A 24,032-nucleotide genomic window follows, 5' to 3' on the forward strand; every position below is an offset into this window, starting at 1 on the left:
CTCCGAAGTGTCGGTCGAGGAAGGTAACCTAACCTGACTCGTTTGGCGTGCTCAGTCACGGGTTGATCGGGAAAGCCAGCGCGACACGCGGACCGCGCCGAAGTCGCAAGTAGCCTGCGCCGGGTCTGTGTCGTTGACCCAGGTGCCGTCCACTAGCCTCATACAGGCTTTCGTCGGCGGAGATGGAGGAGTTCGTTGAAGCGGTTCGTGGTCCCGCCGACCTGGCCGTCGCCGCCCCGCCGGAGCTGGGCCCCGCCCAAGACGTGGAGTCCCGACCCGTCCTGGCCGCCGCCGCCCGAGGGCTGGCGGTTCTGGGTGGACGGCAAGGGCAACCCGGTCCGCGGACCGGTCGGCCGGTACGGCGGTCCGACCCGCAGGGCGATGTACGCCGGAGCCGGCGCGATGGTGCTGCTGCTCGGCGTGAACTTCTGGGCGTTGTCCGCGATCGGATTGTTCGGCGGGGACTCGGGTGGCACGCAGGCGGTGCACGTCGCCGACGACAGTTCGCCGACGCCCATCGTCGTACCGCCGAAGGTCACGCAGTCGACGCCGGCGCCGCCGCCCGTGCAGAAGACGACGGTGGCGCCGACCCGGAAGCCCACCCAGACCCCGACCCGGCAGCCCACCAAGTCGCGGACCACCGAGCGGGAGTCGGAGGATCGCTCCGAGCCCTCGCCGACCCGGACGTCGACCACGACGAAGACCGTCCGCCCGCCGCGGTCGAGCACGAGCACACCCCCGAGCCGTGAGGAACTGCTCCGCCAGTACTGCATCCAGCAGGGCTACGACCCGGAGTGGTGCGACCCGGACAACTGGCCCACCAACCCGGCCGACGACCCCCGCCACGAGGAGCCCTGAGCGACCCGGGCCCCGCGAAATTCCTTGTGACTGCGTTCACAAGCGGGTAGAATCCCTTTCGGGAGGTACCTGGATGACCGAGCGCAAGCCACCGGGCATGAGTACCCAGGACTGGGTCGAGGCCCAGCTCAAGCGGGCCCAGAACGCCGGTGAGTTCGACAACCTGGCCGGGGCGGGCAAGCCGCTGACCAAGCTCGCCAACCCGCACGATCCGGACTGGTGGGTGAAGGACTTCATCCGCCGCGAGAACATCGAGACCGAGGCGCTGCTGCCGCCGGCGGTCCTGCTCCGCAAGGAGAAGCAGCAGGTCCACGACAAGGTGCGTGGGATGCGGCGCGAATCCGAGGTCCGCGACTACCTGGCCGACCTGAACCAGCGGATCCTGGTCAGCATCCGCGACACCACCGGACCGGTCGTCCCGGTCGGCACCGTCGACGAGGAGGCGGTCCTCGACCAGTGGCGCGCCGAACGGCCTGATCCGGCCCGGACGCCCGAGCCTGAGCCGGAGCAGAAGAAGTCGATCTGGCAGAAGCTGTTCAGCTGAGCAGCTCGCGCGCGGCCGTCTCGATCTCGCGCTCGCTGACCAGCACCTGGTGGGCGGCCGCGCCGAGCGGGACGTAGGAGTCGTAGCTCGCGACGCGAGCCAGCCGGCCGGTGTACCCGTAGTCGATCAGGGTGGCCAGGACGCCCTCGGAGACGCCGCCGGACCGGCGCGTCTCGTCGACGACCAGCACCCGCCCGGTGGCGTTTGCCTCGCGCAACAAGTCGTCGACAGGCAGCGGCGCCAGCCAGCGCAGGTCGAGGACCCGGACTCCGGGCACGCGCGCCGCCACACGGAGACTCATCGGGGCGCCGTTGCCGAAGGTGACGATGGTCAGCCCGGTCCCGTCGCCGTACGTCCGGCCGCGTCCGATCGGCACCGGTTCATCGCCGTACGGCGTCAGCCACGCGTCGTCGCCGTCTTCGTACAGGTCCCGGCGGTGGTAGAGCGCGATCGGCTCGAGGAAGACGCACACCGTGCCGGACGAGCGGGCTGCCGCCGCGCACGTGTGCAGCATCGCGGCCGCGTCGTCGGGCCGGGACGGTGACGCGATCACGATGCCGGGGATGTCGCGCAGTACGCCGATCGCGTCGTCGTTGTGGAAGTGGCCGCCGAAACCCTTCTGGTAGCCGTAGCCGGCGATCCGCAGCACCATCGGGTTCGAGTACTGCTCCTGCGAGAAGAACTTCAGCGACGCCGCCTCGCCGCGCAACTGGTCCTCGGCGTTGTGCAGGTAGGCCAGGTACTGGATCTCCGGAATCGGCAGCAGTCCGGACACCCCGGCACCGAGCGCGAGGCCGAGGATCGACTGCTCGTCCAGCAGGGTGTCGAAGACGCGTGCCGGCCCGAAAGCCTTCTGCAGTCCGCGGGTCACGCCGTACACCCCGCCCTTGCGGCCCACGTCCTCGCCGAACACCATCGCCTCCGGGTAGGACGCGAGTACGTCGGTCAGCGCCCGGTTGATCGCCTGGCTCAGGGTCAGCCGCTCAGTCGTCGGGCGGCGGTCAGGCAACGACTCCTCGATGCGTTGGGCATCAGGGAAGCGCAGTGGCGCGGCGACGGCCTCGGCGGAGGACAGCTGCGGCAGGCCGGAGACCTCAGCCGCGATCCGCATCACCTCGGACCGCTTGTCCTCGTACAGCTCGATCACGTCGTCGGGTGTGTACCCGGCGCCCAGCAGGAGCCGCGCCGTACCGAGCAGTGGGTCGAGCTCCTCGTCCGCGGCCAGTTCGCCCGGCGAGCGGTACGCCGCCTCCACGTCGGAGCCGGCGTGACCGAGCAGCCGGACGGTACGGAGCCGGAGGAACGCCGGTCGCCGGTTCCGCCGGACGAAGGTCGCGGCCTCGGTCGCCATGGACAGCGCGGCGGCCAGATCGGTGCCGTCGGCATCGAAGTACCGCAGGCCGGGGCGCTGCCCGTACGCCTGCCGGATCCAGCCCTCCGGAGTGCGCACACTGATCCCGATCCCGTTGTCCTCGCAGACCAGCAGCAACGGCATCGGCAGCCCCTGGTACGACGCGTGCAGCGCAGCGTTGATCGCACCGGTCGCGGTGGAGTGGTTGACCGAGGCGTCGCCGAAGCTGGTCACCACGATCGCGTCGTGCGGCCACGGCGACGGCACGCCGAGTTTCGCCGACCGCGAGATCGAGAACGCCACGCCCATCGCGCGCGGCAGGTGGGACGCGATCGTCGACGTCTGCGGGATGATCGCCAGGTCGTGCCGGCCGAACACCTTGTGCCGGCCGCCCGCGATCGGCTCGGCGGTGGCGGCCGCGACGCCGAGCAGGATGTCGCGCAGGCCTTCCTTCGAGCCGCACTGCTCGGCGCGAGCCAGGTAGAACGCGCCGGACCGGTAATGCAGCAGCGCCGGGTCGGTGGGCTGAAGGGCCGCGGCGACGGCGGCGTTGCCCTCATGACCGGCCGACCCGATCGTGTAGAAGCCCTGGCCCTGGGACTGCATCCAGCGGGCGGCCAGGTCGGCGTGCCGGCTGCCGAGTTGGGCGTCGTACAGGCTGCGGAGCAGCTCGTCCGGGAGGTCGCCCGGTGTCGGCTTGAGTCCGCGGACCCGGTCGGCGAACCGCTCGTCGACGCTGGTCACGACCGGCAGCCCGGCGTGTCAGAGACCGCAGTCGAACCCGTCGTCGTTCGGGTTCGCGTCGGCCAGGACGTCCAGGATTCTGCTCGCGCGGCGAAGGTCCTCATCTGATACATGATCGGCGAAGAACGTCGACACCACAGCCTCGACCACAGGTTGAGCAGCCGCGAGCGCCTCCCGGCCGGCCGGTGTGAGCTCGGCCCAGGTGGCCCGGCGGTCCTCGGGGGTGTTCCGGCGGACCACCCAGCCGTCCTTGTCCTCGAGCTTGCCGACCAGCCGGGTGCAGCCGCTGCGGGAGATCATCAGCTGCTCGGCCAGGGGCGCCATCCGCAGCCGGCCGCCGGCCTGGTCGAGGATGCGCAGCACCTCGTGCTCGAAGTAGCCCATCTTCAGCCGGGTGCGCAGGGTGTTGTCGAGATGCGTGAACAGCAGCGTGTCTGCGCGGTACATCGCCCGCCAGGCGCCGAGCTGCTCAGTGCTCATCGTCGTCGGCATGCCTGCAGTCTACGGCGACTGATGCGCATCGCAACAGTTGACATGTGAACTGTTTGTCTGTGTATGCTCACTCGAAACGACCTAGGGGAGGGCGACGTGAGCTGGAAGGCGGTTCAGCCGCTGCGGCACCGGGACTACCGGCTGCTGTGGACCGGTCTGGCGGTCGCGCTGCTCGGCAGCGGGCTCTGGCTCGTCGCACTGGCCTGGCAGGTGATCGAGCTCGGTGGTGGCCCCGTCCAGTTGTCGGTGGTGACGACGGCGTACAGCATCGGGCTGGTCGTCTGCGTGCTCTTCGGCGGGATCGCGGCCGACCGGCTGTCCCAGCGCAGCGTGATCATCGCGGCGGACGGCGTCCGCGGCGTCGTACTGCTGGTCGTCGCCGGTCTGGCGTTGACCGACACGCTGGAGATCTGGCACCTGGCCGCTGCTGCGGTGCTGATCGGAGCCGGTGAGGCCTTCCTGATTCCGGCGTACACGGCGTTGGTGCCGAGGCTGCTGCCGGCCGAGGAGTTGCTCGCGGCGAACGGGCTGGAGGGCACGCTGCGGCCGCTGGCCCAGCAGGCGACCGGGCCGGCGCTGGGTGGTCTGGCGATCGCGGCGCTGTCACCTGGGGTCGCGATCCTGGTCACCGCGCTGACCTACTTCTTCTCCGCCGGATGCGTGCTCGCGATGCGGATCCCGTCCAGCGGGTTCGAGCCGGTCGAGCCGGGTGACGTCGACGAGACCGCGGAGCCGCCGGAAGCGCGGACGATTCTCGGCGACCTGCGGGAAGGCTGGCGTTACGTACGGCGGACCCGCTGGCTGCTCGCGTCGCTGCTGTTCGGCACGGTGTTCGTGCTGCTGATCCTCGGACCGCTCGAGGTGCTGCTGCCGTTCGCCGTACGGGACCAGCTCGGTGGTGGGCCGAGTGACTTCGGCCTGGTGCTGGCCGCGTTCGGGATCGGTGGGGCGGCCGGGGCGTTGCTGATCTCGTCGCGGAAGCTGCCGCGGCGGTACCTGACCGTGATGACGCTGCTGTGGGGTGTCGGGTCGCTGCCGTTCGCGGCGCTCGGATTCGCCCGCGATCTGTGGATCATGATGGCCGGGGCGGCCGTCGTTGGCCTGACCAGCTCAGCGGCGATGGTGATCTGGGGAACGCTGCTGCAGCGGCGGGTGCCGGACCACCTGCGTGGGCGGATCGCCAGCCTGGACTTCTTCGTCTCGCTGCTGCTGATGCCCGTGTCGATGGCGCTGGCCGGTCCGGCGGGCGCCGTACTGGGGCTGACGGCCGTGTTCCTGGTCGCCGGGATCGGGCCGGCGCTGGTGTCCGTCCTGGTCGTGTACTTCGGCCGGATGCCGTCGGACGAGATCGCGCACCCGCTCGACCACGAGGAGCCGGCGCCCGCCGCTGCCTGAACCGGTTGAGCCTGAACCGGTTGAGAAGGGGTACCGGGGCGGCATGCGATGGATCCGACTGCGGGCGCTGCTCACGGTCAACCTCGTGCTCTTCCTGCTGTTCCTGGTGGGACTGCTGCTCACCGGGCACGCGCACGAGAACGCCGAGCTGGCCGATCACGGGCAGCCGTCGCAGAGCCTCGGTCAGTACGTCGTCTCGTCGTCCTTCGGTGAGGCGGTGTTCGAGAACTGGGAGTCCGAGTTCCTGCAGATGGGCATGTACGTGCTGCTGACGGCGTACCTGGTGCAGAAGGGGTCGGCGGAGTCCCGGCCGATCGACGAGGCCGCCCCGCAGGACGAGGATCCGCGGAAGCACCGGACCGACCGGGACGCGCCGTGGCCGGTTCGGCACGGGTCCGGGGCGTTGCTGTGGTTGTACGAGAACTCGCTGGCGATCGCCTTCGGGCTGGTGTTCCTGCTGTCGTTCTGGCTGCACGCGGTGACGGGTGCGGCGGCGTACAGCGAGGAGCAGGGGCTGCACGGTGGCGAGTCGGTGACGACCTGGGACTACCTGCAGACGTCGCAGTTCTGGTACGAGTCGTTCCAGAACTGGCAGAGCGAGTTCCTCGCGGTGGCCGCGATCGTCGGTGGGTCGATCTACCTGCGCCAGCGCCGGTCGGCACAGTCGAAACCCGTGCACGCACCGCATTCGGAGACCGGCGCCTGATTGGCCACGCCCTCGGGTGGGAACGGTGACGGGCAGCCGTTCGTTCTGGGGGTAGGTCTGTGGTGTGGGGCGGGTTCGCGTGAGGTGTGTCTTGGGTGAGGTCCGGTGATGCGGTCGCCGCTGCTGCGGCGGATCGTGATCGCAGGTGGTCTCGGAGTCGGGACTACTGGCGTGCTCGCCGGGGTGTTGTTGCTCGGCCCGCTGGCCGCCTCGATTCTGCTGGTCATCGTGTTCGCGCTCGTGTGGCCGTTGGCGGCGGTGATTCGTCATGTCGCGGACGACGCGCCGTACCAATCTGCAGTGATGGTCGCGGCGGCTGCGGCTGCCGGGGTGCTGTGCCTGCCCGGGCTGGTGCGGCTGCTGGCGTGGGGTGCGGTCGGGCTCGCGGTGGCGCTGGTCGTCGCCGGGCTGTTCATCGCGATCGAGCTCGTGACACCGGAGCGCCGGGAGCGCCCGGCGCGTGCCTCGCGGCGGCAGCGGAAGGTCGCGCGGGTGGCGGAGGAGCAGTTGCAGGAGGACGAGCGGCTCATCGCCGCCCTGCAGTGCCCGCTCAGCATCGAGGAGCTCTGCGGCGTCTGGACCGAGACCGCCACCACGCTCGCTCAGGGCGCCGGGCCGCGCGACCGCCAGGCAGTGGCCGAGGTACGGCGGATCTGCCTCGACGAGTTCGAGCGCCGCAACCCCGACGGCTTCCACCGCTGGATCGACGCCGGCGCCCCCGCCAACCCGAGCACGTACTTGCTTCCTACGCCTGGCGAATGACGTCCACCACCGCGCGGGCCGTCGACTCGGCGGACTGCGGGTTCTGGCCGGTGACCAGGCGACCGTCGGTGATCGTCTGCGATGTGAAGTTCGCGGCCGGATGGTGGATCGCGCCGCGCGCGGTCAGGGTGTCGGCCAGCAGGAACGGGACGACGTCGGTCAGGCCGACCGCCTCCTCCTCGGCGTTCGTGAAGCCGGTGACGTTCTTGCCGTCGACGAGGTAGGAACCGTCCGACAGCTTCAGGTTCACCAGCGCGGACGGGCCGTGGCAGACGGCTGCGACCACGCCACCGCGCTCGTAGATGGCTGCCGCGAGGGAGGCAAGCGCCTCGTCGTTCGGGAAGTCCCACATCGTGCCGTGACCGCCGGCGAACAGGATCGCGTCGTACGACGAGGCGTCGAGCGCGGACGCGGTCGGGGTGTGGTCGAGGTCGACGGCGGCCAGGAACTTCTGCTGGATCGGGTCGTCCTCGTTCAGCCCGTCGAGCGGCGGACGTCCACCGGCCACCGAGACCAGGTCGACGTCGAACCCGGAGTCGGTGAACACCGCCCACGGCTCGGCCGCCTCGGACACGTAGAAGCCGGTGCTGCGGCCGGTGTCGCCGAGCTCGGAGTGACTGGTGAGAGCAATGAGTACGCGAGTCATGCCGTCCATGATGGGGTGGTCCTGCTATCGGAAACCAATAGGAATCCGGGTGGCAAGCCATAGGATTCCTGATATGGCTCCATCGCTTGACCTGCTCAGGACGTTTCTGGCCGTGCACCGGGCCGGGTCGATCACCGCGGGTGCGGAGATGCTCGGCCTGTCGCAGCCGACTGTGACCGCGCAGCTCAAGTCACTCGAGGTCGCGCTGGACCGCCCGCTCTTCGAGCGGCTGCCTCGCGGTGTCCGGCCGACCAGCGCGGGCGACGAGCTGGCGCGCCGGATCGCCGAGCCGATCGACGCGCTGCAAGGGCTGGTGCGGGACGAGCTCGAGGTGCCGGTCGCGGCGACGGTCCACCTCGGTGGGCCGGCTGATTTCCTGTGTCACCAGGTCCTGCCTGCGCTCGCTGACCGGCTCGCGGACGGTCTGCAGGTGCGCACGACGTTCGGGATGCCGGACGATCTGCTCGACCGCCTGCTCAACCGCAGCCTCGACCTGGTGATCAGCTCGGTCCGCCCCCGCCGGCCGGGCCTACGCGTGACGCCCTTCTACGACGAGGTTTTCGCCCTCGTCGCCGCGCCCCGCTGGTCCACCGGCACCCCGATCACGTCACCCGAACCACTCCACAAGATCCCCCTCGTCGCGTACGCCGAGGAGGCCCCGATCATCCGCCGGTACTGGCGCAGCGTCTTCAACACCCGCCTGACCCGTACGGCGGATCTCGTCGTACCAGACCTCCGCGGCGCCCTGGCCGCCGTCCGCGCCGGCGCAGGCGCGAGCGTCCTCCCCACCTACCTCTGCGCCGAGCCCCTGGCCTCCGGCGACCTCGTCCTCCTGGCCGATCCCGAGCTGCCACCGCTGAACACCCTGTACCTCGTCACCCGCTCGGACGCGGGCCCACGCAGCGCGGCCGCCGTCGTACGTGACGAACTCGTCAGACGCCTAGCGCGCCCTTGACCAGCGTGGTGATGCCGCCGAGCAGGGCGAGGAGGAGAACCAGGAGGCGGGCGCGGTCCTCGGGGACCCGGCCGGACAGGGCCTTGCCGATGATCGCGCCGCCGGTGAGGCCGGCGGCTGCCGCGATCCACGTTCCGCCGTCGAGCCGGGGGACGCCGTTCGTCACGACCGAGAAGAGGTTCACCACGACGCCGTAGAACAAGGCGTTCGGGACGAACTCGCGGATCGTCCAGCCCGCGTTCACGGCGTACAACGAGACCGGCGGACCGCCGAGTCCGGCCGACGCGTTCATGAAGCCGCCGGCCGCGCCCGCGCCGAGGGCCCCCTTGAGTCCGCTGAGTGACGGCACCCGGACGCCGCGCATGATCACGAGTACGGCGGCCGTCACCAGAGCGCCCATCGTGATCAGCAGGGCCGGTTCCGGCAGGTGGTTCGAGAACCAGGTGCCGAGTGGGACCGTGCACCCGGACGCGAGGATCAGCGGGACCATCGCCCGCAGGCGCACCATGTGCCAGCCGCTCGTCAGTCCGGCCAGGCAGATGAGCCCCGCGGCGCAGTTCGCCAGCGCGACGCCGTCACCCGGCCCGAGCAGCAGGACCAGCGCAGGTACGGCGACCAGCGCGAAGCCCATCCCGGTCAGCCGTTGGACCGAGGCGCCGAGCAGAACGATGCCGCCGAGCAGGAGCTCAGCGGGCATGAGTGCGGATCCACTTGACTGTGTCGCGGACGAGGGTCTGGGGGTGGGCGGCCCAGCGGAAGTGGTCGCTGCGGGTGATCCCGAGCTGCTCGGCCGACAGGCTCCGCACGGTCACGTGAGCCGACCGGAGCTTGCTCGCGAGGTACGACGCACAGGCCGCCGGCGCGTAGTTGTCGCCGGGGAAGTTGATGAACAGGGCAGGTACCGACGACCGGGCCAGCGCCGCCTCGTAGTCGACCTGGCTGCCCGCGACCTTGTACCGGCCGGTCAGCGCCTCGTGACCCCAGTCGAGGACGAGCTGCTTCGCCTCCTTGCCGGCGAAGGGGAACCAGCCCGGCAGGTACCCGCAGAGCAAGGTCGTCGCAAGCACCAGCTGGAGCCCCGCGAACCGGGCCAGCGAGCGGATCCCCGGCACCTTGGCCCACCAGGCCGAGCCGCTCGCGACCAGCACGATGTGGCTGATCCGGTCCGACACCGCGGAGAACAGCACTCCGAGCTGCCCGCCCAGGCTGTGCCCGACCACGGCGATCCGCTGGGTCCCGAACTCCCGGCAGACGGCCTCCACGATGGCCGGCAGCTCCAGCTCGAGCACATCGGCGTACCCGAAGGAGACGCTCCGGGACGGGCGGACCGAGCTGCGGCCGGTGCCGCGGTGGTCGGCGAGTACGGCGTGGCACCCCTGCTCGGTGAGCGTGTGGGCGAGCTTCTCGTAGTACTTGGCCCGGACACCCATCGCGGGCAGGCAGAGCACGACCAGCGGGTCGGCGGCCGCGGTGCGATGGACCTGGAGCTCGGTACTGCTGCCGTCCGGAAAAGTCACCTGCACGACCGGCGACTATAGCGAAGAAAGGTGTGCGGTCAGGCAGCTTTCTTACGGCTGGACGCCTTCTTGGCGGTGGACTTCTTCCGAGCGCCGGCCTTCTTGGCCGGTGCCTTCTTCCTGGGCGCCGACTTCTTGGCGGTCGCCTTCTTGGCGCCTCCGGAGGCACGGCGGCTGCGGGCCTCCTCGACGCTGGCGCGCAGCGCGGAGACCAGATCGGTCGACGAGGTGGCCTCCGGCTCCTCCTCGTTGAAGACGATCTCCTTGCCCTTGCGCTTGTCGGCGACCAGCTTCTTCACCCGTTCGGTGTAGGTGTCCTTGTAGGCGCTCGGCTTCCACTCGCCGCTCATCGCCTCGATCAGGTCGGCGGCCATGGTCAGCTGCTTGCCGGCGCTGGACTTGGCCGGCAGGTCGCCGAGCTCCTTGGCCGGGTCGCGGATCTCGTCGCCGAAGTACATCGTCTCCAGCACCAGGACCTTGCCCTGGGCCCGGATCGTGGCCAGGTACTCCTTGCCGCGCATCACGAACTTCGCGATCCCGGCTCGGTTGGTCTTCTTCAGCGCGTCCCGCAGCAGCGCGTACGACGACTTGTTCTCCTTGTCGGACGGGCCCAGGTAGTAGCTCTTCTGGAAGTAGATCGGGTCGATCTCGTCCAGGTCGACGAAGGTGGAGATCTCCAGTGAGCGGGACTTGCCCGGGGCGATGTCCTCGAGCTCCTCGCGCTCGACGATGACGTGCTCGCCGCCGCCGACGTCGTGCCCCTTCACGATCTTGTCGTAGTCCACCTCGCGGCCGGTGCGTTCGTTCACCCGCTTGTACCGGATCCGGTCCGACGTGCCCTCCTGGAACTGGTGGAAGTCGACCTCGTGCTCCTGGGTCGCGCTGTACAGCCCGACCGGTACCGAGACCAGCCCGAAGTTGATGTATCCGCTCCAGATCGACCGTGCCATGGCGCGCTCCTCTCCGAGATCGCCCGGCCCGGTACCCAGCTCAGAGGCGGTTGTACCGCTTCCGCGCCTCCCGGCTCTCCTTCTGCGCGTCCCGGGCGGCCCGGCGGGCTTCGTCGAGCTCGGTGCCGACCCGCCGTACCAGCTCTTGGGCGTCGGCCAGCGCCTGACGGGCCTCGTCGAGCTGGTTGTCCAGGTCCTCGACCTTCGCCTCGGCCTCCTGGGCGGCGGCGACGGCGTCCTCCAGCGCCTGCTTGGCCTTCGCCTTCTCCTTGGCCTCGCGTTCCTCTTCCGCGCGCTCGGCCTGCTCCCGCTTGCGGCGGGCGGCAGCCGATTCCTCTTCCTCGGCCGCTGTCTCGGCCTTGCGCCGGTCGCGGGCCCGCTGCCGGCGTTCGTCGGTGAGAGGCGTGACGTTGGTCGGCTCGCCGCTCTCGTCGACGACGCCGAACCCGACGTGCCGCAAGGCGCTGCTCAGCCGTCCTTCCCGTACCGCGTCGCCCGCAGCCGGATCCACCAGCGCCGCATCGAGGGTCTCGCGCAACTTCTGGCCGACATCCGCGCTGACCTTCTGCCCTTGTTTCTCGGACAGTTTGGTGGCGTCCTTGGCCAGCTTGTCGAGCAGTTTGTGCCGCTTCGGAGTCAGCTCGCGCAGGCGCTCGCCGTCCAGGTCCGCGGTCGCCTCGCGGAACTCGTCCCCGAGGGCCAGCAGGTCGTCCAGCTCGTCGGGCAGCTCGCGGGCGGCCAGGTTCGTCACCCAGGCGGCGACGGTCGGCTTCCGCATCGCCTTCAACCGGGTCGATCCGAGCTGGTCGCCGTCGGCCTTCAGCTGCTTGGCGAGCTCGTTGCGGGTAGCAATGAAGTCGGCAGCCGGAGCCGCGTACAGGGCGTCGGCTGCCTCTTCGAAGTCCACGCCACCGACGCTACCGGAACTGCGCCGTCCGTAGAACCACCCCGGCGCGCGGGGGATTGTGCGCCGGAGTGGCTGCTGTGGTGGCGACTACTTCTTGAAGGAATCCTTCGCCTTCTCGCCTGCCTGCTTCAGCGCGGCCACGGACTGCTCGGTGTCGCCCTTCGCCTGCAGATCGCGGTTGTCGGTCGCCTCGCCGGTCTCCTTCTTGACCTTGCCCTTGGCTTCCTTGGCGGCGTTCTTGACCTTGTCTCCGATACCCATCGGTCTCTCCTTCACGGGCTTCGGGCTTTCCCTTGCCGTCCGGGTGCCCGGGAGCCCGAGGATCCATGCATGCCGCGCGGGTATCGGACAATATGCGGTTACGACGCAGCGATCCGGACGGCCCCGGCCTGACCAGGCGGGGCCACGGCCGTGGTTTTAGCTACCTCGATCCGGACGGCAAGCGGGTCACCGACCAGGAGACGCTGGAGCGGATCCGGTCGCTGGCCATCCCGCCGGCCTGGAAGGACGTCTGGATCTGCCCGTACCCGAACGGTCACCTGCAGGCCACCGGCACCGACGACGCCGGCCGGCGGCAGTACCTGTACCACGACGACTGGCGGACGACCCAGGACGCCGGCAAGCACGACCGGGTACGGCGCCTCGCCCGCAAGCTGCCCGAGTTCCGCGAGGCGGTGGACCGCGACCTGTGCCGCAAGGGGATCGACCGCGAAAGGGTGCTCGCGGTCGCACTGCGGATGCTCGACTACGGCGTCTTCCGGACCGGCAACTCCGAGTACGCCGAGGAGCACGGCAGTCGCGGCGCGGCGACCCTGCTGCGCGACGACGTCCGCGTCCGCAAGGGCAAGGTGGTGTTCGACTTCGTCGCCAAAGGTGGTGTGGACCGGGCGATCGAGCTCGACGACGACCACCTGGCCGACGCGGTCTCCTCGCTCAAACGCGCCCGGCACGGCGAGCCGGAACTGCTGGTCTACCGGGACGGGGACGGGTACCACGGGATCGACGCGACCATGATCAACGAGCGCTTCCAGGAACTGGTCGGCGACGACTTCACCGTGAAGGACCTGCGCACCTGGACCGCGACCGTACATGCCGCCGTGAACCTCGCTCAGGCCGACCCACCGACCACCAAGAAGGCTCTGAACGCCGCGGTCAAGGACATGCTCGCCGAAGTCGCCGACCACCTCGGCAACACGCCGGCCGTCGCGAGGGCGTCGTACGTCGATCCCCGGGTCGTCACGCAGTACGAGGAAGGGCGGACGATCGCGACGGCGGTCGGCCGGCACGGTGACGACCTGAACGACGAGGACACCCGCGAGGCCCTGGAGCGCTCGGTGGCACGGCTGCTCACCAGGAACGAATAGACGGCATCCCAGGGGGCACCGGCCGGGCCTATTCCAACGGGAGGAGCCGCGATGCGGGCCTTGGTCCTGAACTGCACTCTGAAGGCGTCACCGAGTGAGTCGAACACCGACCAGCTGGCAGATGTGGTGGTCGACGCGCTTCAGCAGGAGAAGGTCGACGTCGACCGGGTCCGGCTGGCCGACCTGAACATCAAGCCCGGCGTGAGCAGCGACGAGGGGACCGGGGACGAATGGCATCCACCAGCAGCTGCTGGACAGCGACATCCTGATCGTCGCCACGCCGACCTGGGTCGGGCGGCCGTCGTCGATCGCGCAGCGGATGCTCGAGCGGATGGACGCGATGCTGAGCGAGACCGACGACGAGAACCGGCCGGTCGCGTACAACCGGGTCGCCGGGGTCATCGTCACCGGCAACGAGGACGGCGCGCACCACGTGATCTCCGAGATCAGCGGCGGGCTGGTGGACATCGGCTACACGATTCCCGGCCAGGCCTGGACGTACTGGAACAAGGGACCCGGGCCGGGTCCGAGCTACTCCGAGACCGACGAGGGGCACGAGTGGTCGGCGAAGACCGGGCGGGCGATGGTGAGCAACCTGGTGGCGGTCGCGAAGGCGCTGGCCGCGAACCCGGTGCCGGCCCCGCCGAGCTGATTGTCCGGTGGCGGCATCGGGTACCGGGCGGGCGGCGTGAAAGGAGCAGACGATGCCGGCAGGATCGAACCGGAAGCGTGAGCGGCAGTACGAGCACATCAAGGCGGGGCTGAAGAAGCGCGGCCGGAGCGAGGACACCGCGGAGGAGATCGCGGCGCGCACCGTGAACAAGGAGCGCGCGAGGGCAGGCGAGGCCAAGGAGAAGAGCCGCAGCTCCACCCAGGACATCTCCTCGGGTCGTCGCGGCGGGCTGCGGTCGCACAGCGGATCGCAGGGCCGCACCAAGGAACAGCTCTACAACGAGGCCAAGCAGAAGAACATCAAGGGCCGCTCCAAGATGAGCAAGGCCCAGCTCGAGAAGGCAGTGGGCCGCTAGTGAAGGCTCTCACCTGGCAGGGCAAGCGCTCCGTCGAGTTCACCGATGTGCCGGACCCGCGGATCCTGGAACCGACCGATGCCGTCATCAAGGTGACGACAACCGGGATCTGCGGGTCCGACCTGCACCTGTACGAGGTGATGGGCCCGTTCCTGGACCCGGGTGACATCCTCGGCCACGAGGCGATGGGCATCGTCGAGGAGACCGGGCCCGAGGTCACCAACCTGAAACCCGGCGACCGCGTCGTCGTCCCGTTCCAGATCGCGTGCGGGACCTGTTTCATGTGCAGCCGCGACCTGCAGACCCAGTGCGAGACGACCCAGGTCCGTGAGCACGGCATGGGCGCCGCGCTGTTCGGTTACACCAAGCTCTACGGGCAGGTGCCTGGCGGACAAGCGGAGTACCTGCGCGTCCCGCAGGCCCAGTACGGTCCGATCAAGGTGCCGCACGGGCCGCCGGACGAGCGGTTCGTCTACTTGTCCGACGTACTCCCGACGGCGTGGCAGGCGGTCGAGTACGCCGCGATCCCGGCCGGCGGGACGCTCGTCGTCCTGGGCCTCGGCCCGATCGGGGACATGGCCTGCCGGATCGCACTCCACCGCAGGTATCGCGTGATCGGCGTCGATCTGGTTCCCGAGCGGCTGGCGCGCGCCGAGGAGTACGGCGTCGAGGTGCTCCGGTACGACGGCAAGGTCGCGGACCGGATTAAGGACCGCACCGAAGGACGCGGCCCCGACTCGGTGATCGATGCCGTCGGCATGGAGGCCCACGGCTCCCCGGTGGCGAAGGTCAGCCAGCAGCTGGCCGGCTACCTTCCGGACGCCCTGCAGCGCAAGGTGATGCAGACCGTCGGCGTGGACCGGCCGGCGGCGCTGTACCTCGCCGTCGACATCGTCCGGCGGGGCGGGACGATCTCGCTGATCGGCGTGTACGGCGGGATGGCCGACCCACTGCCGATGCTGACCATCTTCGACAAGCAGATCCAGCTCCGGATGGGCCAGGCCAACGTGCATCGGTGGTCGGACCAGATCCTCGAGCTGCTCGGCGACGAGGACCCCTTGCGGGTGGACGGTTTCGCCACCCATCACCTGCCGTTGTCGGACGGACCGGCGGCGTACGACATGTTCCAGCAGAAGCGCGACGGCGCGGTGAAGGTCCTGCTCACGCCCTGACCCGGAGGAATTCGTGCAACACATCGACGCCACCCCGCTGAGCGACGAGGAGTTGCAAGGCATCGACGCGTACTGGCGAGCGGCCAACTACCTGTCGGTCGGGCAGATCTACCTGCTCGACAACGCGTTGCTCAAGGAGCCGTTGCGGGCCGAGCACATCAAGCCCCGGCTGCTCGGGCACTGGGGTACGACGCCTGGGCTGAACCTGATCTACGCACACCTCAACCGGGTGATCCGGCTTCGCGAACGCGAGCTGATGTACGTGATCGGGCCGGGTCACGGCGGCCCGGCGATCGTGGCCAACACCTGGCTCGAGGGCAGCTGGACGGCGGCGTACCCGAACACCAGGCAGGACGAGCTCGGGATGACGCGGTTGTTCAGGCAGTTCTCGTTCCCCGGCGGCATCCCCAGCCACGTGGCGGCCGACGTGCCCGGGTCGATCAACGAGGGCGGTGAGCTCGGCTACTCGCTGAGCCACGCGTACGGCGCCGCCGCCGACAAACCGGAGCTCGTCGTCGCCTGTGTCGTCGGGGACGGCGAAGCCGAGACCGGGCCGCTCGCGACCTCGTGGCACTCGAACAAGTTCCTCGACCCGGTGCGCGACGGCGCCGTACTCCCGATCCTGCACCTGAACGGCTACAAGATCGCGAACCCGGCGCTGCTGGCCCGGATCGGCGACGAGGAGCTGACCGCGCTGCTGCAGGGCTACGGCCACGAGCCCTACTTCGTCGATGGTTCGGACCCTGCGACGGTGCACCAGGCGCTGGCCGCCGCACTGGACTACTGCCTGGACCGGATCGACGAGATCCAGCTGGAGGCGCGTACGGCGTCCGAGCGCCCGGCACGTCCCGCCTGGCCGATGATCGTGCTCAAGACGCCGAAGGGCTGGACGGGACCGCACACGGTCGACGACCAGCCGGTGGAGGACACCTGGCGATCGCATCAGGTGCCGCTGTCCGGCGTACGGACGAACGAGGAACACCTGCGGCAGCTGGAGTCCTGGCTGCGCAGCTACCGGCCCGAGGAGCTGTTCGACGAGGAGGGCCGGCCGGTCGAACTGTTGCGGGACCTCGCGCCCGGCCCGGACCTCCGGATGGGGTCGAAGGGCAACGAGCAGAGCCGTGACCTCGAACTGCCGCCGGTCGAGGAGTACGCCGTACCCGTCAAGCGGCCGGGTGCGGAGGACGGCGAGCCCACGAAGGTGTTCGGTGCCTACCTCAGGGACGCGTTCCGGCTGAATCCGGACAATCTCCGGTTGTTCGGCCCGGACGAGACCGAGTCGAACCGGCTGAACGCGGTCTACGAGGCCACGGACAAGGCGTGGCTGGCGGAACGGCGGGACACCGACGAGCATCTCGCGCCGGACGGGCGAGTGTTCGAGATTCTCAGCGAGCACACCTGCCAGGGTTGGTTGGAGGGGTACCTGCTCACCGGGCGGCACGGGCTGTTCTCGTCGTACGAGGCTTTCGTGCACATCGTCGACTCGATGGTCAACCAGCACGCGAAGTGGCTGAAGACGATCAACCGGCTCGACTGGCGGCGGCCGGTGCCGTCGCTGAACTACCTGCTCACCTCGCACGTCTGGCGGCAGGACCACAACGGGTTCTCGCACCAGGATCCCGGGTTCATCGACCACGTGGTGAACAAGAAGGCCGAGGTGGTCCGGGTCTACCTGCCGCCGGATGCGAACACGCTGCTGTCCACGATGGACCACTGCCTGCGGACCCGGAACTACGTGAATGTCGTTGTCGCAGGCAAGCAACCGCAGCCGAGCTGGCTGGATTGGGAGTCGGCCGCCCTGCACTGCGCGCGCGGGATCGGCGTCTGGGACTTCGCAAGCAACGACGAAGGTGACCCGGATGTGGTGATGGCTTGCGCGGGCGACGTACCGACGCTGGAGACGATGGCCGCGGTCGACCTGCTGCGGCAGCACGTGCCCGGGCTGCGGATCCGGGTGGTCAACGTCGTCGACCTGATGCGGCTGCAGGACCCGATGGAGCATCCGCACGGGCTGCCGGACGCCGAGTTCGACGCGTTGTTCACCACCGACAAGCCGGTGATCTTCGCGTACCACGGCTATCCGTGGCTGATCCACCGGCTGACCTACCGGCGGCACGGGCACCACAACCTGCACGTCCGCGGCTACATCGAGGAGGGTACGACGACCACGCCGTTCGACATGGTGGTGCTGAACAACCTCGACCGGTACCACCTGGCGATGGACGTGATCGACCGGGTCCCGTCGCTCGGGACCCGCGCGGTGGCGACCCGGCAGCATTTCGCCGACCAGCGCGTGCGGCATCGCGCCCACGTCACCCGGTACGGCGAGGATCTGCCGGAGGTCCGCGAGTGGCGCTGGACCTCCTGACCGGCGCTACTTGGTGACCGTCGCCGAAAGGTCGGTGCGCAAGCGGTCCAGGATGCCGCGGAGCAACCGGGAGACCTGCATCTGGCTGACGCCGAGCTCGTTGCCGATCTCCTCCTGCGTGAGGCCGTTGCGGAACCGGAGCTCGAGGATGCGCTTGTCGCGGTCGCCGAGCGAGGCGACGGCCGGCGTCAGGGTGTGGACGTTCTCGACCAGTTCGTAGCCGTCCTCGGAGTCTGCGACCGTGTCGAGCAGGCTGGTGCCGCCGTCGACGGTGCCGGGCGCGTCGAGGGACAGGGTGGTGAAGCAGCCGCGGACCGACGCGGCCTCGACCACTTCGCCGGCGTCGGTGCCGAGCGCCTCGGCGGTCTCCTTGTCCGTCGGGAGGTGCCCGAGGCGTTGGGTCAGCTCGGGTTCGGCCGCCGCGATCGAGCCCTGCATCTCCTGAACCCGGCGCGGCGGCCGGACGGTCCAGGCGCAGTCGCGAAAGTACCGCTTCAGCTCGCCCCGGATCGTCGGTACGGCGTACGAGAGAAAGGCTGTGGACGCGTCGAGCCGGTAGCCGTTCGCGGCCTTCACCAGGCCGAGGTACGCGACCTGCTCGAGGTCGTCGGGGTCGACGCCCTTGCTGCGGTAGCGCGAGGCGATCGACCGGGCCACCGGCGCGTTCAGCAGGACCACTTCGTCGAGCAGTTCCTGGTGGCGTGGGTCAGGGGTGCTGTCGGCCTCGATCAGCAGGTCGTGGGTGGTTTCTGCGATGAGCAGCTTTGAATCGGCAGGTGTTACAGGTGCGATCGTCACGGTGAGGGACCTCGTCGTGTGTCGTCCTGCAGGAGTGGCGTCAAGGCTGAACCACTTGGCTCCACCAGATCAAACTCAGCCGTTGCTTTCAACCCCCGAGGTGTTACAGGTGTTTGAACTGGGCACCGGCGGGCCGTGACGAAGTTCACTGGCGCGTCGCACTGGGTCCCGCGTGACGGTGGTCTGCGCAAGCTCACCGCGACGTTGCCCGAGTGCCGTGGCTGCGACCTGTTCGAGGACGCCGAGCGCGTCGTACCGGGAGAAGGTCCGGCGCGGGCGCGGATGATGTTGATCGGTGAACAGCCTGGTGACGTGGAGGACAAGGAAGGCCATGTCTTCGTCGGACCGGCCGGACGCCTGCTGGACAAGGCGTTGGCGGAGGCGGGGATCGATCGCTCGGCGGTGTTCCTCACCAACGCGGTCAAGCACTTCCGGTTCGAGCGGCAGGGCAAGCGCCGGATCCACAAGACGCCGGGCGCCGGTCACATCTCCGCCTGCCATCCGTGGCTGGAGCGCGAGCTGGAAGTGGTGAAGCCCACGCTGGTCGTTGTTCTCGGCGCGGTCGCGGCCCGCGCAGTCTTCGGAACCGGGTTCAAAGTCACGGAACAACGCGGTCTGCCGCAGGAACTGCCGGACGGCCGGTCCGCGGTCGCGACGGTGCATCCCTCAGCGGTGGTCCGGTCGAGGGAGTACCGCCGCGACTTCGCGTCGTTCGTCGACGACCTACGGGTCGCCGTCAACCTGCTAGCGCATGATCCGGCGTAGCTCGGGGAGCACCTCGGTGCGGTAGAGGTTCATCATGTCGACCGAGTGCGGGCCCATGTTCGCCACGTAGATCTCGTCGAAGCCGGCTTCGATATAGGGCTTGAACGCGTCCACGTGGGTGTCCACCTTCGACCCGGCGGCGACCGACTGTGCGGTCGACTCCTTCGTCACCAGCTGACTGGCTTGCTCGAAGTGCCGCGGCGACGGCAGCACCTGCGACAGTTCACCGGGCAGACCCGAGTTCCGCCAGATCCGGTGCGCCTGCTCGATCCCCTCTTCCTCGGTCGGCGCGTAGCTGACCTTGAACCCGACCTGCGCGGGCTTGTCGCCACCGCCGTTGTCCCGGAACCGCTGCAGCAGCTCGGCATCCGGCGACGTGGTGATGTACCCGTCCGCGATTCGCGCCGCGACGTCGGTTGCCTCCGGCCCGAACCCGGACATGTAGATCGGCAGCGGCGTCTCCGGCCGGGTGTAGATCCGGGCCGTGTCGACGGTGTAGTGCTTGCCGTGGTGGCTGACGAAACCGTCCTCGGTCCACAGCCGCCGCATGATCTCGACCGCCTCCTCGAGCATCTCCAGCCGGACGTCGACCGTCGGCCAGACGCTGCCGAGGACGTGCTCGTTGAGTGCTTCGCCGGTCCCGACGCCGAGGGTGAACCGGCCGTTCAGGAAGACGGCGCTGGTCGCGGCCGCCTGGGCGATGACCGCCGGGTGGATCCGCACCGTCGGGCAGGTGACCGCGGTGGTCACCGGCAGCTCGCAGACCTGGGAGATCGCCCCGATGCTCGACCAGACGAACGCGCTCTCACCCTGCTCGTCGTTCCAGGGGTGGAAGTGGTCGCTGATCCACAGTGCGTCGAACCCGGCCTCCTCGGCCAGCCGTGCCTGCTCGATCAGCTGGGCCGGGGTGTACTCCTCACTGGACAGGAAGTATCCGATCTTCATCTCGTCTCCCGCTCACATCGGCTGCACTACCGGCCCGGTGCCCCGGACCTGCGGCGCTATGCACGGGACAAGGCCCTGCCGAGCTTGCCGTCCGCGGTCACCAGCACACGGTCGAGCTCCAGCCACCGGGCCATCAGGTCGAGCTCGGCCTTGAGCGGTTCCACGATGCCGGGTACGCCGTCCTCGGCGGTCACGGTCGGGACGACGAGGGCCGAGTTCCGGCGATCGGCTTTCACATCCACCCGCGCGACGATCCGGTCGCCGAGCAGGAACGGCAGCACGTAGTAGCCGTGCATGCGCTGGGCCGCGGGCGTGTAAATGCTGATCCGGTAGAAGAAGTCGAACAGCCGATGGGTCCGGTCGCGGTTCCAGATCAGCGTGTCGAACGGCGACAGCAACGCCCGTGCCTGGACCGGCCGATCCTCGGCCGCCGACCACAGATAGCTCTGCTGCGGTACGCCGGCCACGCGAACCGGGACGAGTTCGCCGGCGTCGACCAGCTCACCGATGACCTGGTTGGCGGTTGCTCTCGGCAACGGAAAGTGCCCGCCGCCCTGGCCGCACAGCTCGCGTGCAGTGGCGACCCCGAGCGTCCGGGCCGAGATCCTGACCAGGTCCCGGCGCGCTTCCTCGGCGCTCAGCTCGGGTTGTGGTGGCAGGACCCGCTCGGTCAGGTCGTAGAGCCGCTCGAAGTTGCGCCGACCGGCGATCGTCACCTGACCCGTGCAGTACAGGTACTCGATCGCGATCTTCGCGTCCTGCCAGTTCCACATCTTCCCGGTGCTCGGATCCGGGTCCGGGTCGGTGCGCTTGCGCCGTACCCCGTCCGGGTTGGCCTCGCCGGCCGTGACCGGCCCGCGTTCGGTGACCACGGCCAGCACGTCGTCGACGTACCCGGGTCGCTCGGCGGTCAGCCTGCGCATGCCGGTGACGACGGACCACGGCGCGGTGAGCGCCGGATCCAGGTCGGCGGCGGGACCCCAGTCCTGGCGCTCGGCAGCCCGCATTCGCCAACGGAACAAGGGGTAGCTACTCAGCGGGATCAGGCTTGCCTTGTGCGCCCAGAAGTACTCGAACAGCTCCCGGTCCGCGCCCCAGCACATCCGATCCAGCGTGGTCCGCGAGTACGAGCCGAGCCGGGCGAACAGCGGCAGGTAGTGCGAGCGGCACACCACGTTCACCGAGTCGACCTGCAGGACGCCGATCCGCTCGATGACTCGCCGGAGATGCCGCGCGTCGACGCGCCCGGGCCGCGGCTCGGCGAAGCCCTGCGCCGTCAGCGCGATCCGCCGCGCCTGGTCGATCGAGATCGTCTCACCCGCGGCTCCCATGACCCGAAGCTACCGCGATCGCTGTGTCACCACGATGCACAGCAGTACGACGACAGCCGTGATCGGAGCCGCCACCGGCAGGTGCTCGCCCATCAGGAGGACGGACCACACGAGAGTCAGCAACGGCTGGGCCAACTGGAGCTGACTGGCCTTGGCCACGCCGATGATCCCCATCCCGCGGTACCAGACCACGAAGCCGCCGAGCTGCGAGATCCCGGCGATGTAGGCCAGCCCCACGATGCTGATCGGGTTCAGGTCGATCGGTTCCCGAGGTACGGCGATCAGCGTGATCGCGAGGCTGACCGGCAGGGCGAGCACCACGGCCCAGGCGATGACGTGCCAGCCGGGCAGGTGCGCGGCCAGTCGACCGCCCTCGGCGTACCCGAGTGCGCAGGCAACCAGCGCTGCGACGAGGTACAGGTCGGCGATCGAGACGGCGCCGTGGTGCCGGGTGAGGGTGAACACCAGGACGGCCGCGGCGCCGGTCACGGCGGCGGCCCAGAACCGCCAGGACAATGAGCGGCGGGTCAGCAGGGCCGCCGCGGAAGCGGTTGCTATCGGCAAGAGGCCGGTGACGACCGCGGTGTGCGCGGTCGTCGCGGTCTGCAATGCCAACGCTGACAGCAGCGGGAAGCCGATCACGCAGCCGCCGGTGACGACCAGCAGACCCCGGAGATCCTCGCGGCGCGGCCACGGAACACGCAGGCCGGCCAGGAGCGCTATCGCGAGCACCCCGGCGAGCAGTCCGCGGACGCCGGTCGCAGTCCACGGGCCCATGCCCTGAGTGGCCCAGACGGTGGCCGGGGCGCTCAGCGAGAACGACGCCACCCCGAGGAGCGCGGCGACGGTCCCGGCGCGGGGAGTCGATACCGCTTCTCGGCCAGGAGCGATAGCGCTATTCTGTGCTGTCATGAACGACGATAGCAGTCTGGATGTCGTCGTCGGACGGTTGCGAGCCCAGGCGGCCGCCTCGAGCCCCGGTGATCGACTGCCCTCGAGCCGGCTGCTGGTGAAGCGGTGGGGGATCAGCCCGATCACCCTCTCGCGGGCGGTGACCGTGCTGGTGGCCGAGGGCACCGTGGTCTCACGGCCCGGTGCGGGGGTCTTCGTCAGCGACCGAGTGCCGCGCCGATCAGAGACCGCCGCTGACCTGTCGTGGCAGGAGCAGGCGCTGACCGGTGAACGACCGCCGATCACCGCGATGCTGCGCATGCTTGCGACACCGGGCGACGACGTCATCGACCTGTCGACCGGTTACCTACACGAGTCCTTGCAGCCAAGCAAGGCGCTGGCCGACGCGATGGCACGGGCAGGACGCCGGCCGGGGACCTGGACGCGCGCGCCGGCGGAGGGCATCCCCGAGCTACGAGCCTGGTTCGCCGCCGACATCGCAGGCCGGGACGGGCCGCTCGGTGCGAACGATGTGCTGATCAGCTCGGGTGGGCAGACTGCGCTGGTCACGGCGCTCAGAGCTCTGACCGACCCGGGTGACAGTGTGCTCGTCGAGTCACCGACGTACCCGGGAACGCTGGCCGCGGCGGGTGCTGCCGGGCTGCGTTGTGTCCCTGTTCCGGTCGATGCGGACGGTATCCGAGTCGAGTTGCTCGCGGAGGTGTTCGCGAGTTCCGGTGCGCGGGTGCTGGTGGTCCAGCCGCTGTTCCAGAACCCGACCGGCGCTGTCCTCGCGCCCGGGCGGCGGGCGCAACTGATGGACGCCGTACGAGCTGCCGGCGCGTTTGTCATCGAGGACGACTTCACGCGTCGGTTGGTGCACGGTGACGCTCCCGACCTGCCGCAGCCGTTGGCGGCCGATGATCCGGACGGTCACGTCGTCCACATCCGGTCGCTGACCAAACCGGCCTCGCCGAGCTTGCGGATCTCGGCGCTGACCGCGCGTGGCGTCGCGTTCGATCGGCTGCGCGCCACGCATGTGGTCAACAGCTTCTTCGTCCCCAGGCCGATGCAGGAGACCGCGCTGGAGTTGATGACGGCGCCGTCGTACGCGACGCATCTGCGCCGGCTGGCGACCGCGCTGCGGGACCGCCGGGAGACGACGACGCGAAGCCTGGCGGAGCGTTGCCCACACCTGACGGTGCACGCCGCTCGACCCGGCGGTTACCACGTCTGGGCGTCGCTGCCCGACGGCGTGCAAGACGACGAAGCCACGGCCGAAGCCCTGCGGCATTCGGTCGCGATCAGTCCCGGAAGTGCGTTCCACCTCCCGGGCGGACCGACGCGGCACCTTCGGCTCAGCTACGTGGCGGCCGAATCGCCCGACGAGATCGTGCGGGGCGTCGAGCGGCTCGACCAGGCGCTGCGCCGATTGCGCTGAACGGGGCGTCGCCCCACGCGGCGCGCTGGTCGGCGAGTGGGTCGAGCAGGACCTCGGCGACACCGAGGTCTGGGTGTACGACGCCCTGCACGACAAGGAGGC

General features: G+C 69.5%; 26 protein-coding genes. 13 read left to right on the top strand and 13 right to left on the bottom strand.

What is annotated here, in order from left to right:
* Positions 1 to 195: 195 nt before the first annotated feature.
* Both AB0H36_RS08565 and AB0H36_RS08570 read left to right on the top strand, forming a co-directional pair.
* A complete protein-coding gene (locus AB0H36_RS08565) occupies positions 196 to 858 on the top strand; it encodes a hypothetical protein (RefSeq protein ID WP_360518730.1) in 663 nt (220 codons plus the stop codon).
* A 73-nt stretch (positions 859 to 931) separates the two neighbouring features.
* Positions 932 to 1,402: a DUF1992 domain-containing protein gene (locus tag AB0H36_RS08570; protein ID WP_360518733.1), complete on the top strand. Its 471-nt coding sequence runs from the start codon at positions 932 to 934 to the stop codon at positions 1,400 to 1,402.
* Here the strand turns inward: AB0H36_RS08570 and AB0H36_RS08575 are convergent.
* Positions 1,395 to 3,497 carry a thiamine pyrophosphate-dependent enzyme gene (locus AB0H36_RS08575; RefSeq protein ID WP_360518736.1) on the bottom strand — a complete coding sequence of 701 codons (2,103 nt, stop codon included), beginning with the start codon at positions 3,495 to 3,497 and terminating at the stop codon, positions 1,395 to 1,397. The genes AB0H36_RS08570 and AB0H36_RS08575 overlap by 8 nt on opposite strands.
* Positions 3,498 to 3,515: 18 nt before the next feature.
* Positions 3,516 to 3,989 (bottom strand): MarR family transcriptional regulator, encoded by a 474-nt coding sequence (locus AB0H36_RS08580; protein WP_360518739.1) that lies wholly within the window; start codon positions 3,987 to 3,989, stop codon positions 3,516 to 3,518.
* A gap of 96 nt (positions 3,990 to 4,085) precedes the next feature.
* Between AB0H36_RS08580 and AB0H36_RS08585 the strand changes: the two genes are divergently transcribed.
* The 3 genes from AB0H36_RS08585 to AB0H36_RS08595 all read left to right on the top strand — a co-directional run bounded on the left by AB0H36_RS08585 (position 4,086) and on the right by AB0H36_RS08595 (position 6,852).
* Positions 4,086 to 5,384, top strand: coding sequence for an MFS transporter (locus AB0H36_RS08585; protein WP_360518742.1), 1,299 nt, complete (start codon positions 4,086 to 4,088; stop codon positions 5,382 to 5,384).
* Positions 5,385 to 5,427: 43 nt separating this feature from the next.
* Entirely contained in the window at positions 5,428 to 6,090 is a 663-nt protein-coding gene (locus AB0H36_RS08590) for a DUF6766 family protein (protein ID WP_360518745.1), read from the top strand.
* 108 nt (positions 6,091 to 6,198) lie between these two features.
* Positions 6,199 to 6,852, top strand: coding sequence for a hypothetical protein (locus AB0H36_RS08595; protein ID WP_360518748.1), 654 nt, complete (start codon positions 6,199 to 6,201; stop codon positions 6,850 to 6,852).
* Here AB0H36_RS08595 and AB0H36_RS08600 read toward each other — a convergent pair.
* Entirely contained in the window at positions 6,836 to 7,498 is a 663-nt protein-coding gene (locus AB0H36_RS08600; RefSeq protein WP_360518751.1) for a type 1 glutamine amidotransferase domain-containing protein, read from the bottom strand. The two genes, AB0H36_RS08595 and AB0H36_RS08600, sit on opposite strands and share 17 nt — an antisense overlap.
* Positions 7,499 to 7,571: 73 nt before the next feature.
* On the opposite strand from AB0H36_RS08600, the gene AB0H36_RS08605 reads away from it, so the two are divergent.
* On the top strand, positions 7,572 to 8,453 hold the full coding sequence (locus tag AB0H36_RS08605) for a LysR family transcriptional regulator (RefSeq protein WP_360518754.1): 882 nt from the start codon (positions 7,572 to 7,574) through the stop codon (positions 8,451 to 8,453).
* On the opposite strand, the gene AB0H36_RS08610 is transcribed toward AB0H36_RS08605, so the two are convergent.
* From AB0H36_RS08610 to AB0H36_RS08630, 5 genes are all read right to left on the bottom strand, one after another.
* Positions 8,431 to 9,150 carry a sulfite exporter TauE/SafE family protein gene (locus AB0H36_RS08610; RefSeq protein ID WP_360518757.1) on the bottom strand — a complete coding sequence of 240 codons (720 nt, stop codon included), beginning with the start codon at positions 9,148 to 9,150 and terminating at the stop codon, positions 8,431 to 8,433. The two genes, AB0H36_RS08605 and AB0H36_RS08610, sit on opposite strands and share 23 nt — an antisense overlap.
* Entirely contained in the window at positions 9,140 to 9,976 is an 837-nt protein-coding gene (locus AB0H36_RS08615) for an alpha/beta fold hydrolase (protein WP_360518760.1), read from the bottom strand. Before AB0H36_RS08615 ends, AB0H36_RS08610 begins: the two co-directional genes overlap by 11 nt.
* Positions 9,977 to 10,008: 32 nt before the next feature.
* On the bottom strand, positions 10,009 to 10,920 hold the full coding sequence (locus AB0H36_RS08620) for a Ku protein (protein WP_360518763.1): 912 nt from the start codon (positions 10,918 to 10,920) through the stop codon (positions 10,009 to 10,011).
* 40 nt (positions 10,921 to 10,960) lie between these two features.
* Positions 10,961 to 11,827 (bottom strand): hypothetical protein, encoded by an 867-nt coding sequence (locus tag AB0H36_RS08625; RefSeq protein WP_360518766.1) that lies wholly within the window; start codon positions 11,825 to 11,827, stop codon positions 10,961 to 10,963.
* A gap of 87 nt (positions 11,828 to 11,914) precedes the next feature.
* The gene (locus AB0H36_RS08630; protein ID WP_360518769.1) at positions 11,915 to 12,088 is read right to left on the bottom strand and encodes a CsbD family protein; all 174 of its coding nucleotides are present in this window, start codon (positions 12,086 to 12,088) and stop codon (positions 11,915 to 11,917) included.
* Between the two features lie 65 nt (positions 12,089 to 12,153).
* Between AB0H36_RS08630 and AB0H36_RS08635 the strand changes: the two genes are divergently transcribed.
* Positions 12,154 to 13,191 carry a DNA topoisomerase IB gene (locus AB0H36_RS08635; protein ID WP_360518772.1) on the top strand — a complete coding sequence of 346 codons (1,038 nt, stop codon included), beginning with the start codon at positions 12,154 to 12,156 and terminating at the stop codon, positions 13,189 to 13,191.
* A gap of 87 nt (positions 13,192 to 13,278) precedes the next feature.
* Here the strand turns inward: AB0H36_RS08635 and AB0H36_RS08640 are convergent, their stop codons facing one another.
* Positions 13,279 to 13,470 (bottom strand): hypothetical protein, encoded by a 192-nt coding sequence (locus tag AB0H36_RS08640; RefSeq protein WP_360518775.1) that lies wholly within the window; start codon positions 13,468 to 13,470, stop codon positions 13,279 to 13,281.
* Between AB0H36_RS08640 and AB0H36_RS08645 the strand changes: the two genes are divergently transcribed.
* From AB0H36_RS08645 to AB0H36_RS08660, 4 genes are read left to right on the top strand one after another with little or no spacing between them, the layout of a single operon-like run.
* Positions 13,460 to 13,843, top strand: a complete 384-nt coding sequence (locus AB0H36_RS08645; protein ID WP_360518811.1) for a hypothetical protein — start codon at positions 13,460 to 13,462, stop codon at positions 13,841 to 13,843. The two genes, AB0H36_RS08640 and AB0H36_RS08645, sit on opposite strands and share 11 nt — an antisense overlap.
* A gap of 52 nt (positions 13,844 to 13,895) precedes the next feature.
* The gene (locus AB0H36_RS08650) at positions 13,896 to 14,219 is read left to right on the top strand and encodes a plasmid stabilization protein (protein ID WP_360518778.1); all 324 of its coding nucleotides are present in this window, start codon (positions 13,896 to 13,898) and stop codon (positions 14,217 to 14,219) included.
* On the top strand, positions 14,219 to 15,391 hold the full coding sequence (locus AB0H36_RS08655) for a zinc-dependent alcohol dehydrogenase (protein WP_360518781.1): 1,173 nt from the start codon (positions 14,219 to 14,221) through the stop codon (positions 15,389 to 15,391). The genes AB0H36_RS08650 and AB0H36_RS08655 overlap by 1 nt, the downstream gene beginning before the upstream one ends.
* A gap of 13 nt (positions 15,392 to 15,404) precedes the next feature.
* A complete protein-coding gene (locus AB0H36_RS08660) occupies positions 15,405 to 17,759 on the top strand; it encodes a phosphoketolase family protein (protein ID WP_360518784.1) in 2,355 nt (784 codons plus the stop codon).
* 6 nt (positions 17,760 to 17,765) lie between these two features.
* Here AB0H36_RS08660 and AB0H36_RS08665 read toward each other — a convergent pair whose 3' ends face one another.
* A complete protein-coding gene (locus AB0H36_RS08665; protein ID WP_360518787.1) occupies positions 17,766 to 18,557 on the bottom strand; it encodes a sigma-70 family RNA polymerase sigma factor in 792 nt (263 codons plus the stop codon).
* Positions 18,558 to 18,692: 135 nt separating this feature from the next.
* Between AB0H36_RS08665 and AB0H36_RS08670 the strand changes: the two genes are divergently transcribed.
* The gene (locus tag AB0H36_RS08670; protein ID WP_360518790.1) at positions 18,693 to 19,322 is read left to right on the top strand and encodes a UdgX family uracil-DNA binding protein; all 630 of its coding nucleotides are present in this window, start codon (positions 18,693 to 18,695) and stop codon (positions 19,320 to 19,322) included.
* Here the strand turns inward: AB0H36_RS08670 and AB0H36_RS08675 are convergent.
* Genes AB0H36_RS08675 through AB0H36_RS08685 form a run of 3 tightly spaced genes read right to left on the bottom strand, consistent with a single transcriptional unit; the run spans position 19,302 to position 22,510 of the window.
* Entirely contained in the window at positions 19,302 to 20,267 is a 966-nt protein-coding gene (locus AB0H36_RS08675; RefSeq protein ID WP_360518793.1) for a TIGR03557 family F420-dependent LLM class oxidoreductase, read from the bottom strand. The genes AB0H36_RS08670 and AB0H36_RS08675 overlap by 21 nt on opposite strands.
* A 56-nt stretch (positions 20,268 to 20,323) precedes the next feature.
* The gene (locus AB0H36_RS08680; RefSeq protein WP_360518796.1) at positions 20,324 to 21,598 is read right to left on the bottom strand and encodes a crosslink repair DNA glycosylase YcaQ family protein; all 1,275 of its coding nucleotides are present in this window, start codon (positions 21,596 to 21,598) and stop codon (positions 20,324 to 20,326) included.
* Positions 21,599 to 21,607: 9 nt separating this feature from the next.
* Entirely contained in the window at positions 21,608 to 22,510 is a 903-nt protein-coding gene (locus tag AB0H36_RS08685; protein WP_360518799.1) for a DMT family transporter, read from the bottom strand.
* Between AB0H36_RS08685 and AB0H36_RS08690 the strand changes: the two genes are divergently transcribed.
* Positions 22,509 to 23,930, top strand: coding sequence for a PLP-dependent aminotransferase family protein (locus AB0H36_RS08690; protein WP_360518802.1), 1,422 nt, complete (start codon positions 22,509 to 22,511; stop codon positions 23,928 to 23,930). The genes AB0H36_RS08685 and AB0H36_RS08690 overlap by 2 nt on opposite strands.
* Positions 23,931 to 24,032 lie beyond the last annotated feature (102 nt).

The sequence above is a fragment of the Kribbella sp. NPDC050820 genome (assembly GCF_040653975.1).
Lineage (GTDB): Bacteria > Actinomycetota > Actinomycetes > Propionibacteriales > Kribbellaceae > Kribbella.

Coding starts and splice junctions, on each gene's coding strand:
- AB0H36_RS08570 (WP_360518733.1), top strand. CDS start 932: ATGACCGAGCGCAAGCCACCGGGCATGAGTACCCAGGACTGGGTCGAG.
- AB0H36_RS08580 (WP_360518739.1), bottom strand. CDS start 3,989: ATGCCGACGACGATGAGCACTGAGCAGCTCGGCGCCTGGCGGGCGATG.
- AB0H36_RS08590 (WP_360518745.1), top strand. CDS start 5,428: ATGCGATGGATCCGACTGCGGGCGCTGCTCACGGTCAACCTCGTGCTC.
- AB0H36_RS08595 (WP_360518748.1), top strand. CDS start 6,199: ATGCGGTCGCCGCTGCTGCGGCGGATCGTGATCGCAGGTGGTCTCGGA.
- AB0H36_RS08600 (WP_360518751.1), bottom strand. CDS start 7,498: ATGACTCGCGTACTCATTGCTCTCACCAGTCACTCCGAGCTCGGCGAC.
- AB0H36_RS08605 (WP_360518754.1), top strand. CDS start 7,572: ATGGCTCCATCGCTTGACCTGCTCAGGACGTTTCTGGCCGTGCACCGG.
- AB0H36_RS08610 (WP_360518757.1), bottom strand. CDS start 9,150: ATGCCCGCTGAGCTCCTGCTCGGCGGCATCGTTCTGCTCGGCGCCTCG.
- AB0H36_RS08620 (WP_360518763.1), bottom strand. CDS start 10,920: ATGGCACGGTCGATCTGGAGCGGATACATCAACTTCGGGCTGGTCTCG.
- AB0H36_RS08630 (WP_360518769.1), bottom strand. CDS start 12,088: ATGGGTATCGGAGACAAGGTCAAGAACGCCGCCAAGGAAGCCAAGGGC.
- AB0H36_RS08635 (WP_360518772.1), top strand. CDS start 12,154: ATGCATGCCGCGCGGGTATCGGACAATATGCGGTTACGACGCAGCGAT.
- AB0H36_RS08650 (WP_360518778.1), top strand. CDS start 13,896: ATGCCGGCAGGATCGAACCGGAAGCGTGAGCGGCAGTACGAGCACATC.
- AB0H36_RS08675 (WP_360518793.1), bottom strand. CDS start 20,267: ATGAAGATCGGATACTTCCTGTCCAGTGAGGAGTACACCCCGGCCCAG.
- AB0H36_RS08680 (WP_360518796.1), bottom strand. CDS start 21,598: ATGGGAGCCGCGGGTGAGACGATCTCGATCGACCAGGCGCGGCGGATC.
- AB0H36_RS08690 (WP_360518802.1), top strand. CDS start 22,509: ATGAACGACGATAGCAGTCTGGATGTCGTCGTCGGACGGTTGCGAGCC.
- AB0H36_RS08685 (WP_360518799.1), bottom strand. CDS start 22,510: ATGACAGCACAGAATAGCGCTATCGCTCCTGGCCGAGAAGCGGTATCG.